At 67.5% G+C, this 14,763-nt stretch carries 16 protein-coding genes, 1 tRNA gene and 1 pseudogene; 10 read left to right on the top strand and 8 right to left on the bottom strand.

All coding sequences use genetic code 11. The annotated features are described in order from the left end of the window. Window positions 1–93: 93 nt before the first annotated feature. Together AB4Y99_RS24515 and AB4Y99_RS24520 are read left to right on the top strand one after the other, a co-directional pair. Window positions 94–582: a hypothetical protein gene (locus AB4Y99_RS24515; RefSeq protein WP_441525155.1), complete on the top strand. Its 489-nt coding sequence runs from the start codon at window positions 94–96 to the stop codon at window positions 580–582. Then, the gene (locus AB4Y99_RS24520) at window positions 579–2,579 is read left to right on the top strand and encodes an AAA family ATPase (protein ID WP_441525156.1); all 2,001 of its coding nucleotides are present in this window, start codon (window positions 579–581) and stop codon (window positions 2,577–2,579) included. The genes AB4Y99_RS24515 and AB4Y99_RS24520 overlap by 4 nt, the downstream gene beginning before the upstream one ends. A gap of 189 nt (window positions 2,580–2,768) precedes the next feature. Here AB4Y99_RS24520 and AB4Y99_RS24525 read toward each other — a convergent pair whose 3' ends face one another. Further along, entirely contained in the window at window positions 2,769–3,083 is a 315-nt protein-coding gene (locus tag AB4Y99_RS24525; RefSeq protein ID WP_441525157.1) for a hypothetical protein, read from the bottom strand. Between AB4Y99_RS24525 and AB4Y99_RS24530 the strand changes: the two genes are divergently transcribed. Next, window positions 3,073–4,470: a recombinase family protein gene (locus AB4Y99_RS24530; protein WP_441525158.1), complete on the top strand. Its 1,398-nt coding sequence runs from the start codon at window positions 3,073–3,075 to the stop codon at window positions 4,468–4,470. The two genes, AB4Y99_RS24525 and AB4Y99_RS24530, sit on opposite strands and share 11 nt — an antisense overlap. A gap of 7 nt (window positions 4,471–4,477) precedes the next feature. Here AB4Y99_RS24530 and AB4Y99_RS24535 read toward each other — a convergent pair. Next, window positions 4,478–4,554 (bottom strand) — tRNA-Arg (locus tag AB4Y99_RS24535). A gap of 244 nt (window positions 4,555–4,798) precedes the next feature. After that, the gene (hisE, locus tag AB4Y99_RS24540) at window positions 4,799–5,176 is read right to left on the bottom strand and encodes a phosphoribosyl-ATP diphosphatase (RefSeq protein ID WP_038364092.1); all 378 of its coding nucleotides are present in this window, start codon (window positions 5,174–5,176) and stop codon (window positions 4,799–4,801) included. An 89-nt stretch (window positions 5,177–5,265) separates the two neighbouring features. On the opposite strand from hisE, the gene AB4Y99_RS24545 reads away from it, so the two are divergent. Both AB4Y99_RS24545 and AB4Y99_RS24550 read left to right on the top strand, forming a co-directional pair. Beyond that, the gene (locus AB4Y99_RS24545; protein ID WP_441525159.1) at window positions 5,266–5,661 is read left to right on the top strand and encodes a MarR family winged helix-turn-helix transcriptional regulator; all 396 of its coding nucleotides are present in this window, start codon (window positions 5,266–5,268) and stop codon (window positions 5,659–5,661) included. Window positions 5,662–5,714: 53 nt separating this feature from the next. Beyond that, window positions 5,715–7,028 carry an MFS transporter gene (locus tag AB4Y99_RS24550; RefSeq protein ID WP_038364094.1) on the top strand — a complete coding sequence of 438 codons (1,314 nt, stop codon included), beginning with the start codon at window positions 5,715–5,717 and terminating at the stop codon, window positions 7,026–7,028. 45 nt (window positions 7,029–7,073) lie between these two features. Here the strand turns inward: AB4Y99_RS24550 and AB4Y99_RS24555 are convergent, their stop codons facing one another. Next, entirely contained in the window at window positions 7,074–7,283 is a 210-nt protein-coding gene (locus tag AB4Y99_RS24555; protein ID WP_038363012.1) for a hypothetical protein, read from the bottom strand. A 247-nt stretch (window positions 7,284–7,530) separates the two neighbouring features. On the opposite strand from AB4Y99_RS24555, the gene ykgO reads away from it, so the two are divergent. After that, window positions 7,531–7,656: a type B 50S ribosomal protein L36 gene (ykgO, locus tag AB4Y99_RS24560; RefSeq protein WP_038363015.1), complete on the top strand. Its 126-nt coding sequence runs from the start codon at window positions 7,531–7,533 to the stop codon at window positions 7,654–7,656. A 157-nt stretch (window positions 7,657–7,813) separates the two neighbouring features. Next, entirely contained in the window at window positions 7,814–8,452 is a 639-nt protein-coding gene (locus tag AB4Y99_RS24565) for a tetratricopeptide repeat protein (RefSeq protein WP_441525160.1), read from the top strand. 136 nt (window positions 8,453–8,588) lie between these two features. Here the strand turns inward: AB4Y99_RS24565 and pyk are convergent. The 3 genes and pseudogenes from pyk to AB4Y99_RS24580 all read right to left on the bottom strand — a co-directional run. After that, window positions 8,589–9,605: pseudogene (pyk, locus tag AB4Y99_RS24570) on the bottom strand (pyruvate kinase); the annotation flags it as partial. 68 nt (window positions 9,606–9,673) lie between these two features. Next, a complete protein-coding gene (locus AB4Y99_RS24575; protein ID WP_038363021.1) occupies window positions 9,674–10,120 on the bottom strand; it encodes a DUF1036 domain-containing protein in 447 nt (148 codons plus the stop codon). 2 nt (window positions 10,121–10,122) lie between these two features. After that, window positions 10,123–11,427, bottom strand: coding sequence for a glycerate kinase type-2 family protein (locus AB4Y99_RS24580; protein WP_441525161.1), 1,305 nt, complete (start codon window positions 11,425–11,427; stop codon window positions 10,123–10,125). A gap of 230 nt (window positions 11,428–11,657) precedes the next feature. Here AB4Y99_RS24580 and AB4Y99_RS24585 point away from each other — a divergent pair, with 230 nt between their 5' ends. After that, window positions 11,658–11,900, top strand: coding sequence for a DUF2312 domain-containing protein (locus tag AB4Y99_RS24585; RefSeq protein ID WP_038363023.1), 243 nt, complete (start codon window positions 11,658–11,660; stop codon window positions 11,898–11,900). A 124-nt stretch (window positions 11,901–12,024) separates the two neighbouring features. Here AB4Y99_RS24585 and AB4Y99_RS24590 read toward each other — a convergent pair whose 3' ends face one another. Beyond that, window positions 12,025–12,612: a nitroreductase family protein gene (locus AB4Y99_RS24590; protein ID WP_038363026.1), complete on the bottom strand. Its 588-nt coding sequence runs from the start codon at window positions 12,610–12,612 to the stop codon at window positions 12,025–12,027. A gap of 191 nt (window positions 12,613–12,803) precedes the next feature. On the opposite strand from AB4Y99_RS24590, the gene AB4Y99_RS24595 reads away from it, so the two are divergent. Next, window positions 12,804–13,805 (top strand): LysR family transcriptional regulator, encoded by a 1,002-nt coding sequence (locus tag AB4Y99_RS24595; RefSeq protein WP_112764901.1) that lies wholly within the window; start codon window positions 12,804–12,806, stop codon window positions 13,803–13,805. A 78-nt stretch (window positions 13,806–13,883) separates the two neighbouring features. After that, window positions 13,884–14,492 (top strand): glutathione S-transferase family protein, encoded by a 609-nt coding sequence (locus tag AB4Y99_RS24600; RefSeq protein ID WP_441525162.1) that lies wholly within the window; start codon window positions 13,884–13,886, stop codon window positions 14,490–14,492. The last annotated feature ends 271 nt before the right edge of the window (window positions 14,493–14,763 follow it).

Consider the following 14,763-nt stretch of genomic DNA (forward strand, 5'->3'; position numbering starts at 1 on the left):
AACCAACCCAGCTTCGGCTCGGTCTCCCCTTCCTTTCGATCCATCCCTTCCTCGCCGGCGACCCCTGTCCGGTGACCAGCGGAGCCTTGTCTCATGTCCGCCATTCTTGCATTTCGCGGGTCGCCAAAGGCTGCTTCGCCGGCCGGCCTGCACTCCACGTCCTCCGACCCGGCGCTCTCCTGCGCGATCCCGACCCACCAGCTCTGGCGCAGCTTGCCGGCGAGCGCCTTCGGCGAGCGCGAGCGCACCGCGGTGCAGGAACTGCTCGCCGCGGCCCGGCCCTTCGGTGTCGCGCATTGGCGTGAGGCGYGCGCCGGCGACGCCGCCGCCGCCGTCGCCATGGCGCTGAAGCTCGCGGGCGTCGATGTGCTCGACACCGTTCGGCACGATCTCGTCATGAGCATGCTGCTGTCGCATGCGCTGGCCGGCTCGGCCGCAGCCAGGACGATCCTGGCCTTCACACTCGAACGCCGGCGCTATCTCGGCGAGGACGTCGATGCGCTCGTGCGCTCCTGGCGCGGCCCGTCGCGGGCCGAGATCCGCCGCGCCTCGCTGCAGGCCCTGGTGGAGGCGCTGTCATGAGCGGCACCGATCAGGACGGCGACGACGAATTCCTCTCCGGTCTGGATGGAGAGGTGGGCGAGGCTTACGGTGTGCCGCCCGTGGAGCTGAGTGACGCCGCGCGCTACGCCACTATGGCGCCGCGCGACATCCTCATCGAGATGTCCTGGCGTGCGATGCAGCCTCCGCGAAACCTGCGCGGAATGCCTGGCGGGGTGACGCTCGCCATGATCGTTCAGGTCCCGACCGAGGCCTGGGTGCACCCCATCGGGGATTTCATGCGCGACAACGATCCCAGGATCGTTCTGATCGAGGGGAGAGCCAGACCCAAGGAGAAGGTGACCTCCGACACCACCATCGTCGATGGGCTCGACCGGGGTCTGACCGTCGCCGGCATCGCCGTCGATCCCGAGACCCAGCTGCCGGCGCTCCTGCGTGGCGCGGCCGATGTCGTCATGACGATCCCGGCGCCGACGCCAGCACTGATGCGCCGTGTCATCCGCGCCTTCACCGGCCGCCGGTGCCCGGCGTTCGACGTAATGGATATCGCGGGCCTCGATCTGTCCGACCTCGTCGCTGCGCTGCGGCCCCAGTCATCGCCGGCATCGTGCGTGAAGCGGCTGAAGCGGGCAAGCGCGGCCAAGAGCATCGCGGTCACAGACGACACGCCACTCCTGGCCGATTTGGCCGGTTATGGCGAGGCCAAGGCCTGGTGTCTCGATATGCTGGCTGACATTGCGGCTGTGCGGGACGCAGCACTGTCCGCCGGCGAGCTGGAAAGCGCGGTGTTCCACGGTCCCCCTGGCACCGGCAAGACGCTGCTGGCTCGTAGCCTCGCCAGGACGACGCGGTTGCCTCTGGTCCAGACCAGTGTAGGAGCCTGGTTTCAGCAGAAGTCCGGCCATCTCGGCGACGTCATCCAACTGATTGATGAAGCGTTCACCCGCGCGAAGAACAGCGCACCGTCGATCCTCTTCCTCGACGAACTCGATGCGATCCCGGACCGCAGGTCGATGGATTCACGTGCGCGGGAATGGTGGACCAGCGTCGTCACGAGCCTGCTCCTGCAGATCGATGCGGCCCGAGCCAGTAAGCGCGGAGTGATCCTGCTCGCGGCGACGAATCATCTCGAACACATCGATCCGGCCCTGCTGCGCCCGGGCAGATTCGACCAGCAGTTTCGGATCGATCCGCCCGATACCGCTGGTCTCGCCGGCATCATGCGAAGCCATCTCGGTGCCGATTGCCCGGACGCCGACCTCATGAGCCTGGCGAGGCTGATGCCGGGCGCGACAGGTGCCGATGTCACCGGCATCGTCAGGACCGCCCGTCGTCGTGCCAGGACCGAGGGACGGTCGTTGATGCCGGATGACCTGAGAGCAGCTATCCTGCCTGTCGACGTTCGGACGCCGGACGATATCCGGCATGTCGCGCTCCATGAGGCCGGCCATGCGGTCGTCGCGAAGGCGCTGGGGTTCGAGGTGCCAACGGTCTCGATCAAGGGAACCGCCAATGCCGGCGGCTGGACCGATATCGCGATCTCGCCCATTCCGACTCGAGACGATATCGAGCGCAGGGTGATGGTCCTGCTCGCCGGTCGAGCTGCCAATGTTGCCTTCGGAGCCAAGCCGGATTCGGGCGCTGTCTCGGATCTGATCGAAGCGACCCGACTGCTCGGCACGGCGAGGGTGACGTTCGGACTGGGGGAGACGCTGGTCGTCAGGGCCCAGCCCGATGAGGTGCTTGGTCTGGTCGCACGAGATCGAATTCTCGCGGACGCCGTCGAGGCCGATCTGCGGCGCCTGATGACGCGCACCGAGGTGCTGGTCAGCGGCAACCGCGAGGCAATCTCGCGCTTGGCCGATCTCCTCATCGAGCGGCTGGTCCTCGATGCAGGAGAGATCCCTGCGCTGGCCGCTCCGCATTCTGCGGACCGCTCGAACCAGGGTCGGCTTCGGCATTTGCCGGGTCCGGCATCCGTTCAGGACGACCGCATCGGCCTCCAGCGTGGCGACTGAGGCTTGGGAATTCACGAGCTGCAGAAAGGGCTTGTGCAAATCGAGGATCCGATCAAGCCTGTGTGTGCACGTCGAATTCGCTCGCCTGCGAGCGGCATTCCGGCGTGCCGCCTGGGGAAGGTGAGGAAAACGATCCGGCATCGGCCGGCGGTCGTCCCCGGGTCGTAGACCGTCGGCCGATGCCGGACGTCACGGCCCGCTGTGAAGGTCAAAACCCCAGGCCCCGCCGCGGGCAGCGTGCCTGGCACGCAAACGCGGCAGTTGGAAAATGGCGCGGTAGCCGGCGCCCGACAGAGACGGATCCGCCTTCACGCCGAGCAAGCCGGCGAACGATGGCGCGTGTCCCTGAAGCTTGATGCCGGTCTGCCCATCTCGGAAGACGAGGTCAGACTCCTCGTCCTCTGGGTCAGCGATTGTCTTGCCGAGCCGGGATCGCCGGCGACGGGTCGAAGGCGCGCGGTGGCTGCGCCGAACGAACAGGATACGAAGGACGATGACGAACAAAGCCCTCCACCGCCAGCCTGACCTCGCCGGGGCGGCATTGCCGAAGGCAGTCGGCTATATGCGCGTCAGCACCGGGCGCCAGGCAGAGCAGGGCATGAGCCTTGCCGAGCAGGAGCGCCAGATCACGGACTGCGCCGAACGCAGCGCCTATCAGCTCGTTGAACGATTCTGCGATCGCGGCCTGACGGGCCGCACCGAAACGCGCGAACAGTTTCAGGCGATGATGCGATATGTCCGCGAGCCGAAGAACGGCGTGAAGGCGGTCATCGTCTATCATTCGTCCCGGCTGTTCCGAAACACCCAGCTTCTGCTTCAGTATCGCTCCGAACTTGAAAGCCTCGGCATCCGCCTGATCTCGGCAACCCAGGCTCTGCCCGACGATCACAATGGCAAGCTGTTCTTGACGATGCTCGCGGCGCTCGATGCGCATGCCTCGGATCAGAACGCGGCCCAGGTTCGCGACGTGATGATTGCCAACGCCGAGGCGGGCTATTGGAACGGAGCCAAGCCACCCTTCGGATTCGAGACTGCCGTCGGTCTCGTCCTGCGCAACAAGGAGAAGAAGGTCCTCGTCGAGAGCAAGATCGAGGCGCCGGTCGTTCGGCTGATCTACCGGCTGTATCTCGAAGGCGACGGCTCGGGGCCGATGGGGATCAAGAAGATCGTCGCCTACCTCAACGGCCGCGGATACAGCTATCGCGGCAAACCGTTCTACACGAGCGCGGTCGAAAAGATCCTGAAGGGCGAGGTCTATAGAGGTACCTTCTGGTACAATTGCATCGACAGTCGCACTCGCAAGCCGCGTCCGGAAGACGAGCGCATCAAGGTTACGGTCCCTGTCATCATCCCGGAGGAGATCTGGCTCGCGACGCAGCGCGCGCTGCGCAACAACCGCCCGAACGTTCGAGCGCCGAGGCTGACCTCCGGCCCTACGCTGCTGTCCGGTATCGCCATCTGCGAGCGCTGCGGCGGCGGAATGCAACTCAGGACCGGTAAGAGCGGCACCTATCGCTACCTGACCTGTGCCAACAAGGCGAACAAGGGGGCCCTGTCCTGCGAAGGCCAGTCCGTGCGCATGGATTCGGTTGACGAGGTCGTGCTTGCGGCGGTGGAAAACGACGTGTTCGCGCCGCCGCGACTGAAGGCTTTGATGAGCCAGGTTATTGCTGCTTCCAACAACGGCCTGGACATCTTGGAAAAGGATATCGCGCGGGTGCAAGCCTCGCTCAACAACGACAAGGCCGGGCTCAAGCGCCTCTATGCTGCCATCGAGAAGGGTATCGTCGATATTGACGATCCTCAGTTCGCGCAACAGATCGCCGATGCCAAGCTGCGGGTTGCCGATGGCGAACTGCGGATCCGTGAGATGCATGGTGCCCAGCTTTGACCGGAAATGGCGCGCCCGAAAGGATTCGAACCTCTGACCCTCAGATTCGTAGTCTGATGCTCTATCCAGCTGAGCTACGGGCGCGTCTTCAGTGCGTCAAGACGCTTGCGCGTCTGGCCTGATGCGGCGGATGTAGCCGCTCGCTTTCGTCTTGGCAACCCAGAAAATGACGGTGCCTCGCAAAGGGGCTCGGCTGTGGACAGCGCTGGGCGTCACCTGGCTGGACAAGCGGGCCGAGACGCCGAGGCGGCGTCCTACAATGCCGCRGCGAGCCGAGCCCGGTGACCGGAAAGCAGATCGCCGGATCGGGTTCGATACCGCCGAACGGTCAGCCGACAGGCGAGCCGATGGCGAGTTTCGGGCGCGGTTCGCGCTTGGGCCGGGCAGGGGGGCGGCCCTTCGGGAGCTTCTCCGCGATCCCGTACAGCCGCTCGCGGCGCTCGAGTTCGCCCCAGATCTCGTTCGGCTCGATGCCCATGGCCGCCCAGAGGGCGACGAGATTGTAGATCAGATCGGCGCTTTCCAGAATCGTCTCGCGACGCTGGCCCTGAAGTGCGGCGATGCCGGTCTCGACCGCCTCCTCCGCCACCTTCTTCGCCATCTTGGCCATGCCGCCGGCGAAGAGCTTGGCCGTGCGCGAGCGGCTGGGGTCGCCTCCGCGGGTCCGCCCGATGGCAGCGTGAAGTCTCTGGACCGAATCACTCATCATCCGACCCTCAAGCGGCCAAATGTGAGTTTGATGACAGTGGCGGGGGAGGGCTTGCCGCAAAGGGATTGCGGGTATATACCCCTGAAATGTCTTCCCGCTGCTATTGCACCGTCCTGAGAACCGTGACCCGTCGGGTGGCCGGGATCTATGATCGCGCGCTCGCGCCGCTCGGCATCAATATCGCCCAGTACAGCCTGATGCGGAACATCGAGCGGAACGCCCCGCTGACATTGACGCAGCTCGCCCGCCTGACCGAGCTCGACCGTTCGACCATCGGGCGCAATGTCCGCGTGCTGCAGCGCATGGGGCTGGTGGAGCTCGGCCGTGGCAATGACCAGCGCGAGGCCATGGTCGAGCTGAGCGAACGCGGCCAAGCGCTCCTGAACGAGGCCGGGCCGCTCTGGGACGGCATTCAGAGCCAGATGGAGCAGGAGCTCGGCCCCACCACCTTGGCGCTGCTGGAAGCCGTCGCGGCGAACTGACGAAGCCTTTGTTTCGGACATAATGCGGGCATATGCCCTTAATGGAGATCACGATGGATCAGATCGTTCATCCGCCGTCCGGCCTTGCCGGCGCGCTGGGGCGCCGAGGCATTCACTATGGCTGGGTGGTCGCCGCCGTGACCTTCCTGACCATGCTGGTCACGGCCGGCGCGGTCGGCGCGCCGGGCGTTCTGATCGGTCCGCTGGAGCGGGAATTCGGCTGGGCGACGGCGGATATCTCCTCGGCGCTGGCGGTGCGGCTCGTGCTGTTTGGCCTGATGGGCCCCTTCGCGGCGGCCTTCATGAACCGGTTCGGGGTCCGGCGGGTCGCGAGCACCGCGCTCGTGCTGATCGCCAGCGGCATTCTCGGCTCCTTCGCGATGACCAAGATCTGGCATCTCGTGCTGCTCTGGGGCGTCGTCGTYGGGCTGGGCACGGGGCTGACCGCGATGGTGCTGGGCGCGACCGTGGCGACGCGCTGGTTCCAGCACAGGCGGGGGCTGGTGATCGGCCTGCTGACGGCGAGCACCGCGACCGGGCAGCTCGTCTTCCTGCCGCTGCTGGCCGGGCTGGCGGACAGTGTCGGCTGGCGCGGCGCGCTCGTCTTCGTGCTCGGGATGCTGCTGTTCGCGGCTTTGATGGTGCTGCTGCTGATGCGGGACCGGCCGTCCGATCTCGGCCTCGCGCCTTATGGTGGCGACCGGATCGTGCCGGCGCCGGCGCAGCCCGCCGGTTTCGGGGCGATGCTGATGTCGCCGTTGCTGGCGCTGCGCGAGGCGGCCGGGACGGGCGCCTTCTGGCTGCTCTTCGGCACCTTCTTCGTCTGCGGGGCGAGCACCAACGGCCTCGTCCAGACGCATTTCGTCTCGCTCTGCGGCGATTTCGGCATGGCGGCGGTGACGGCGGCGAGCGTGCTGGCGATGATCGGCGTCTTCGACTTCATCGGCACGGTCGGCTCGGGCTGGCTGTCCGACCGCTATGACAGCCGCTGGCTGCTGTTCTGGTATTATGGCCTGCGCGGGCTGTCGCTGCTCTACCTGCCCTTCACCGATTTCTCGTTCTACGGCTTGTCGCTCTTTGCCGTGTTCTACGGGCTCGACTGGGTCGCGACCGTGCCGCCGACGGTGAAGATCACCGCCGACCGCTTCGGCGAGCGGGCCAATCTGGTCTTCGGCTGGATCTTCGCGGGCCACCAGCTCGGCGCCGCCTTCGCGGCCTATGGGGCGGGCTTCAGCCGCACGGCCTATGACAGCTACCTGCCGGCCTTCTTCATCGCCGGGGCGCTGTGCCTGATCGCCGCCGGCATGGCGGTCTGCCTCAAGGGCGGCAGCCTGCCGCTGCGGGGCCGGCAGGCCGCCGCAGCCTAGGAAATGCGGGTGACCGAGCCTTGCGTCGCAGGCTCGGTCCTTCACTCAGCGGGTGGCGCGGCGCGTGGCGCGCGCGACGGACGGCCCGGTGACGGCTCCGGCGGCACCGCCGACGACAGCGCCGACCGGCCCGGCCACGACGGCGCCCGTGCCGGCGCCGACAGCGGCGCCGCCGATGCGCTGCTCCACGGTGTTGCCGCAGGCGGCGAGCATGAGGGCGGCGGTGAGGGCGGAAGCGAGAAGGGGCAGGCGCATGGGCCGGGTCTCCGGTGAAGGCGAGGATGGGAACGCTGTCTTGTCGCCAAGGTTCCCGAGGATGGAAAGCGGATTTCCTGGCGGAGCGGTGGCGATCGCACTTGCGATCCACGGAAAAATCCGTATACAGCCGACATCGCAACAGTCGCACCGTTGTCATGGGCGATGAGGGCCGCGAGGCTCGCTTCGCAGACTGTCAGTTTTTTGACCGGCGCGCTCGCGAGGGCGGGCCGATGGAGTTGGTACAATGAAGATCCGCAATTCGCTGAAGTCGCTGCGTGCGCGCCATCGCGACAACCAGCTGGTGCGCCGCAAGGGCCGCGTCTACATCATCAACAAGGTCCAGAAGCGCTTCAAGGCGCGTCAGGGCTGAGCTTCCACGCGGCCTGCAAGGCCGCGCGGCAGAGCCAGGACTTTGCGAAGCGGGACGCCGATGGCGTGCCGCTTTTTTGCGTTGCCTCGCACAGGCGCCGTCCCGTCTCGCCGGTGCGTGATTTGACGTCCCGGACAGGGCGACTAAATTCTCCCTCATGAGTGCATCTCGCATCGGCACCGCCCTTCTGGCGCTGGCCCTGACATCGGCCGGTGCCATGGCGCAGGCCGTTCCGCCGCAGCGGCCGGGCTCGGTCGCGCCGTCGGACAAGATGGAAAACCCGGCCGCGCCGGAGGCTCCCACGCCGCGCACGCCGGCGGCGACGCTCGACCGGCTGTTCCAGCGCCTGCATGACGCGAAAACGCCGGACGAGGCGCAGGGCGTCGCCAACCTGATCCAGCGACGCTGGGCGCGCTCGGGCTCCGACACGGCGGACCTGCTGATGACGCGGGCGCAGGAGGCGCTCAAGGCCAAGCAGACGGATCTGGCGATCGAATTGCTCGACCGGGTCATCAGCCTGCAGCCGGACTGGGCCGAGGCCTGGAACCAGCGCGCCAACGCGCTCTACATCGCCGGCGACCCGATCCGCTCGCTGTTCGACATCGGCGAGACGCTGAAGCGCGAGCCGCGCCATTACGGCGCGATGATGGGGCTCGGCCTCATCCTGCGCCAGCAGGGCGACGACAAGGCGGCCATGGTCGCCTTCCGCCGGGCGCTGGATGTCTATCCGGAATTCGAGACGGTGAAGAAGGCCGTCGAGTCGCTCAAATTCGAGGTCGACGGGCGCGATACCTGAGCGCCCGGAAACCTCCCGTCATGCTCGGGCTTGACCCGAGCATCTCTCGCCGAAGTGGATTTCAGCGCTTTGTCGTCCCGAGATTCTCGGGTCTGCGCTTCGCTTCGCCCGAGAATGACGCTGAGCGATGGTCGGCTCACGCCTTCGCGACATGCTCCTGCGCGACGAAGGCGATGCGGACCATGTTGGTCGCGCCCGGCGTGCCGAAGGGAACGCCGGCGACGACGATCACCCGGTCGCCGATCTTGGCGTAATGCTCGCGCACCGCGAATTTGCAGGCGCGGAAGGCCATGTCGTCGGCGTCGCTGGCGTCCTTGGTGACGATGGCGTGGACGCCCCAGACCAAGGTGAGCCGGCGCGCCGTGGCGCGGTTCGGCGTCAGGGCGATCACGGTCGAATTCGGGCGTTCGCGCGCAATGCGGAAGGCGGTGGAGCCGGACGAAGTCCAGGCGCAGATCGCCTTGAGGTTCAGCGTCTCGGCGATCTCGTGGGCAGCCTTGGCGATGGCGTCGGCGCCGGTGGCCTCCGGCTCGTTGCGCTGCGAATCGAGGATCGAGCGGTAGACAGCGTCGTTTTCGACCTCCTCGGCGATGCGGTTCATCATCGTCACCGCCTCGACCGGATACTGGCCAGCGGCGCTCTCGGCCGAGAGCATCACCGCGTCGGCGCCCTCGAAGACGGCGGTCGCGACGTCTGAGACCTCGGCGCGGGTCGGCACCGGGCTCGTGATCATGCTTTCGAGCATCTGGGTCGCGACCACGACCGGCTTGCCCTTGAGCCGGGCCATGCGGGTCAGCCGCTTCTGCGTGCCCGGCACCTTCTCCAGCGGCATCTCGACGCCGAGATCGCCGCGCGCGACCATGATGGCGTCGGAGGCGTCGATGATCTCCTCCATCCGCGCGACGGCCTGCGGCTTCTCGATCTTGGCGAGCGCCAGCGCCCGGCCGCGCACGATCTTGCGCAGCTCCGCCATGTCCTCCGGCCGCTGCACGAAGGAGAGCGCGATCCAGTCGACACGCTGGGTGTGGCTCATATTGATGCGGAAGACGTCGACGCCGGCCTCGAACAGCTTGGCGCACATCTCCTCGGTCGCGGAGGCGGGGCCCAGCGTGGCAATGATCTTGATCCGGCGTTCGCGCTTCATCGTCTTCCCCCGCGGCCGGCTCCAAGCCCGCCGCCATCTCTGTCGTTTCGTGCGGCCTGGTCCCGTTCGGCCCGGCCTCAGGGCCGGGGTGGGGCCCCGCCGGTGGTGTCGGTGAGCTGGATGGTCCAGCTCTTCTGCTCGCCCGTATCGACCTCGAAGAAACCGGCGCGATCATAGCCGCGCGCCAGGCAGTCCTCGATGCCGCGAATCGTGAATTCCTTGTTGCGCACGCACATGACGGATTTGCCCGTCCATTCGCCGCCCTTGTCGTAATCGACGGCGTGCACATAGTAATAACGCGCGGCCAGCGTGCCACGCAGCAGCGTCTCGCAGCCGCGCGGGCTGATGTTCCACCAGCCCTCGGTCGTCCAGCCCTGCGCGTCGCGATAGCCGATGGCGACGCCGATGCGGCTCGTGGTGGTGTTGCACATGCGCAGATCGGCCTTGGCCGGCAGCGCGCCCAGGAGCAGGAAGGCGGCGCCGACGGCCCATGCAAAGGCGGCCGTTCGAGGATGTCCGGGCATTCTCACGGTTCGATCAGGATCACGCGGCAGTCATTGACGTTCGTCAGGGTCGGTCCCGGCTGCAGCAAATCGCCGAGCGCTTCGAAGAAGCCGGTCGAATCGTTGTCGGCGAGGGATCGGGCAGGATCAAGGCCGATCGCGGCCGCGCGCGTCAATGCCTGGGGATCGATGACGGCGCCGGCCGGGTCGGTCGCCTCGCCGCCGCCGCCATCGGTGCCATCCGTATCGCCGGCGAGCGCGACGATGCCCGCCTCTCCGCCAAGCGCGATGGCGAGCGCCAGCGCATATTCCTGGCTCGGGCCGCCGCGGCCGGAGCCACGCAAGGTCACGGTCAATTCGCCGCCGGAGAGGATCGCGGCGCGCCGGCCCTCGGCCTTCAGGCGCCTGGCCATATCGGCATGGGCGGCGGCGACCTCGCGGGCCTCGCCCTCCAGATCCGCGCCGAGATCGATCACCTCATAGCCGGCCGCCTCGGCGGCGGCGCGGGCAGCGGCGAGCGCATCGGCCGGGCGGGCGATGATGCGGAACGCGCTGTTGGCGAAGGCGGGGTGGCCGGGCTTCGGCGTCTCATTGGCGTCGTCGTCGATGAGGGCGCGGGCGGCCGGCGGCAGATCGAGCCCGTAGCGGGCGACGATGGCGCGGGCGTCCGCCATGGTGCTCGGATCGGGCACGGTGGGGCCCGAGGCGATGGCGGCAGGGTCGTCGCCGGGCACGTCGGAGATCGCGAGGGTCAGGAGCCGGGCCGGTGCGGCAGCGAGCGCGAGCCGGCCGCCCTTGATGCGCGAGAGCCGCTTGCGGACGATGTTCATCTCGCCGATCGGCGCGCCGGAGCGCAGCAGCGCCTTGGTCACGGCCCGCTTCTCGGCGAGCGTCAGCTGGCCGGCGGGCGCGACCCAATTGGCCGAGCCGCCGCCGGAAAGCAGGACGAGCACGAGGTCGTCGGCTGTCGCGGAGGCTGCGAGTTCGAGCGCGCGGCCGGCGCTGGCGACGCTGCCTTCGTCCGGCACCGGATGGCCGGCGGCCACCATCGGGATCAGCCGGGTCGGCGCGGTATAGCCGTGGCGGGCGACAGCGTGGCCGGTGAGACGCTCGGGCGGCAGGCCGGCCTCGAGGTAATGCGCCTCCGCCAGCGCCGTCATGCTGCCGGCGGCCTTGCCGGCGGCGAGCAGGATCAGGCGGCCCCGTTCCGGGGCGGGCGGCAGATGCTGCGGCAGGCAGCCCGAAGGATGCGCGCGCGCCACGGCGGCATCGTAGATCGTCCGCGCGGTCAGGCGCAGTTCGCTGATGTCGATCGATGATGGCCGCACGCCGCGCCTCGCCCCCGCGCCGCCCGTCGAGGGCGGTTGTTTATGGCCGAGTCTTAGGCCGGGCGCGCGCGCGCGTCATCTGCCTTTTGATGATGTAATCATACTTTTCAAGCGGCCGCGGCATCGGATCTGTTGAAGGACGCGCCGCTGCGAAGCGTTGCGGCTTGACGCCCGGACCCGTTCCGGGCGAACGCTGCCGGCCGAATTTTACGATCCCGGAAGGATATGACATGGACGATCCGGTTCAGGGCGATCAGCTCAAGAGCATCGTCGAGCGCATCGAGCGGCTCGAGGAAGAGAAGAAGACGATCGCCGACGACATCAAGGAGGTCTATGCCGAGGCCAAGGGCAACGGCTACGACGTCAAGGTGCTGCGCAAGGTCGTCGCGCTGCGCAAGCGCGACCTCGAGGAGCGCAAGGAGGAAGAGGCGATCCTCGACCTCTATCTCCAGGCGGTCGGCGAGACGGTCTGAGCCTCGACAGAGAATGCTGAAACGCCGCTCGAGAGATCCCGAGCGGCGTTTGCTTTTCAAGCGGTTCGTTCAGACGACGAAACGCAGCCCGGTCCGTCCGGCGCTGCCCGGTCGCGAGCCTCGTTCAACGGTGGGTGCGGAACCGCAGCTCGTCGTCGATGAAGGTCTTCTCCGCAAAGCCGGCCTCATTGGAGCCGAAGGGCATCTGGGCCTTGAGTTCCCAGGAGGCCGGGATGTTCCATGTCTTGGCCACGTCGGCATCGACGAGCGGATGATAGTGCTGAAGGCTCGCGCCGATACCGGCGTCGGCAAGCGCCGTCCACACCGCCAACTGCGCCATGCCGGTCGAATGTTCGGACCAGATCGGGAAGTTGTGCGCGTAGAGCGGGAAATTGGCCTGGAGAGCCTTGACCGGCTCCTGATCCTCGTAGAACAGCACCGTCCCGGCGCCGCTGGCGAAGCTGTCGAGCTTCTTGCTCGTCGCCTGGAAATCAGCCGCCGGCACGACCGCACGAAGCGCCTCGCTGGCGATGTTCCAGAACTTGTCGCTTTCCTTGCCGAAAAGGACGACGGCGCGCGAGCTCTGCGAGTTGAAGCTGGAGGGGGACAGGCGGATCGCGTCCCTGATCAGGGCATCGACCTGCGTTTCGGAGATCGGCAGGTTCTTGCCGAGGGCATATTGCGTACGGCGCTTCTTAAGCTTGTCGAGCATGGCTTCCTCGTAGGTGAACGCGGATCACGCTGGCAGGCCGATGAGCCGGAATGGCTTTTCTCGGAACGCACCCTGGGGCGCCCTTCTGCGAAAGCGGGACCTGATGTTCGGTGGTGGAGAGGTAGCGGTTCACTTGCTGCACCGGAACACCCATAATAGGCACCAGACTGTTGCATCCGGAGGAACGCCCCATGGCGGAGCTCGACGATATCCGCAGCTTCATCGCCGTCGCCGAGACGGGCGGGTTCGGGCGCGCGGCCCAGATTCTCGGCCTGTCGAAATCCATCGTCAGCCGCCGCGTCAGCAAGCTGGAGGAGGAGCTCGGCACGCGCCTGCTCAGCCGCACGACGCGGGGAGTGAGCCCGACCGAGGCCGGCAACGAGTTCAAGGCCCGCAGCGAGCGCATCCTGGCGGAGCTGGAGGAGGCGCGCGAGGCGGTGGCGCAGCAGGCGGGCGGCGTCGCCGGCCGGTTGCGGCTCGCCATGCCCTTGACCTTCGGCAATCGCCATGTCGCGCCATTGCTGCGGGAGCTTGCGCTGAAATATCCCCGGCTCGAGATCGACGTGCATGCCAGCGATCAATATGTCGACCTGATCGGCGAGCGGTTCGATGCGGCGATCCGGGTCGGGACGCTGAAGGATTCGAGCCTGATCGCCCGGCGCATCGCGCCGGTTCACACTTCCGTTCTCGGCAGCCCCTCCTATTTCGCGCGCAAGGGCCGTCCCGCGACGCCGCACGATCTCGCCGAGCATGATTGCCTGCTCTACACCGGGACCGCCGAGCAGGAATGGACGTTCCGGATGGGCAAGCGCTGGGTTTCCGTCCGGCCGCCCGGCCGGTTGCGCTCGGATAGCGGCGAGACCTTGCTGGAATGGGCCGTGGCCGGGCTCGGCCTCGTCGTGCTGCCGAACTTCATCGCGTCGGACGCGATCCACTCGGGCGCGCTCAAGCACGCGTTGCTGGATTATCCGATGCCGACGCGCGGGCTCTATGTCGTGCGCCCGCCCGGCGCCTTCGTGCCGGGCAAGGTGCGCGTGCTGATCGACCTGCTCGTCGAGCGCTTCGGCGGCACGCCCTATTGGGACCCCTGCCAGATGGCGATGCAGGAGCGAGGTGTCTCCCGGGAGGCTCCGTGGGAAAGCGGCGAAGCGGTCGCCAGGGTTGCCGCCGCGCCGGAGCATCAGCCGGCGTGATCCCCGGCATCACGCGATTTCGCGTGGCTTTCGGCGCGGCTTCCGGCAGGCTCGCCTTGTTCCATGGGAGATCGCCTGATGCTGCTGGTCGGTATGCTCGACAGTCCTTATGTGCGCCGCGCCGCCATTATCGGCACGCTGCTCGACGTCGCCTTCGAGCATCGCTCGGTGTCGGTGTTCCGGCACATGGATGCGTTCCGCGCGATCAACCCGCTGATCAAGGCGCCGAGCCTGGTCACCGAGGGCGGCGTCGTCATCAGCGAATCGCTGCTGATCATCCAGCATTTCGAGGATGTCGCCGGCCGCTCGCTCAGGCCGGTCGAGCCTGTCGCGCGCGAGCGGGATCTGTCGCTGACCGGGATCGGCATCGTCGCGGCCGACAAGGCCGTCGCGATCGAATATGAGCGCAAGCGGCCGGAGGCGCAGCGCTACGCGCCCTGGCAGGAGCGCATCGTCACGCAGCTCCACACCGCGCTCGATCTGCTCGACGCGGCCGCCCGCGACGGCGCGCTGACGGCAGGACCGGAGCTTCTGCCCAGCGACATCACCGCCGCCATCGCCTGGGGCTTCTGCCGCTTCGTGATCCCGGACTTCGCGCCGGAGGAGCGCTGGCTCCATCTCGCGAAGCAGGCCGCCGCCTGCGAGGCGCTGGACGTCTTCAAGGCCTGGCCAATCGACAGGGAGTGAGGGCGCGGCGTCACTCTCGGGCGACCGCAGGCGACCCGAGAGTCTCGGACCGAAGGAGGCTCCGGGACAAGCGCGTCAGGAGATGCTCGGATCAAGCCCGAGCATGACGGCGAAACGGCGCTCAGTTCTGTACGAAATTCGTCGGCAGCGGGCGCACGGCCGGGCCGGTGAAGGCGCCGGGCTTGGCATCGATCGGGTCGCCATGGCTGAAGCCGAGCGCCGCGGCAGGGCTTGGACCGGCGATCGGGGCGGCGGAGGGCGCCGCCGCGCG

This window comes from Allobosea sp. TAB14 (assembly GCF_052113865.1).
Lineage (GTDB): Bacteria > Pseudomonadota > Alphaproteobacteria > Rhizobiales > Beijerinckiaceae > Allobosea > Allobosea spartocytisi.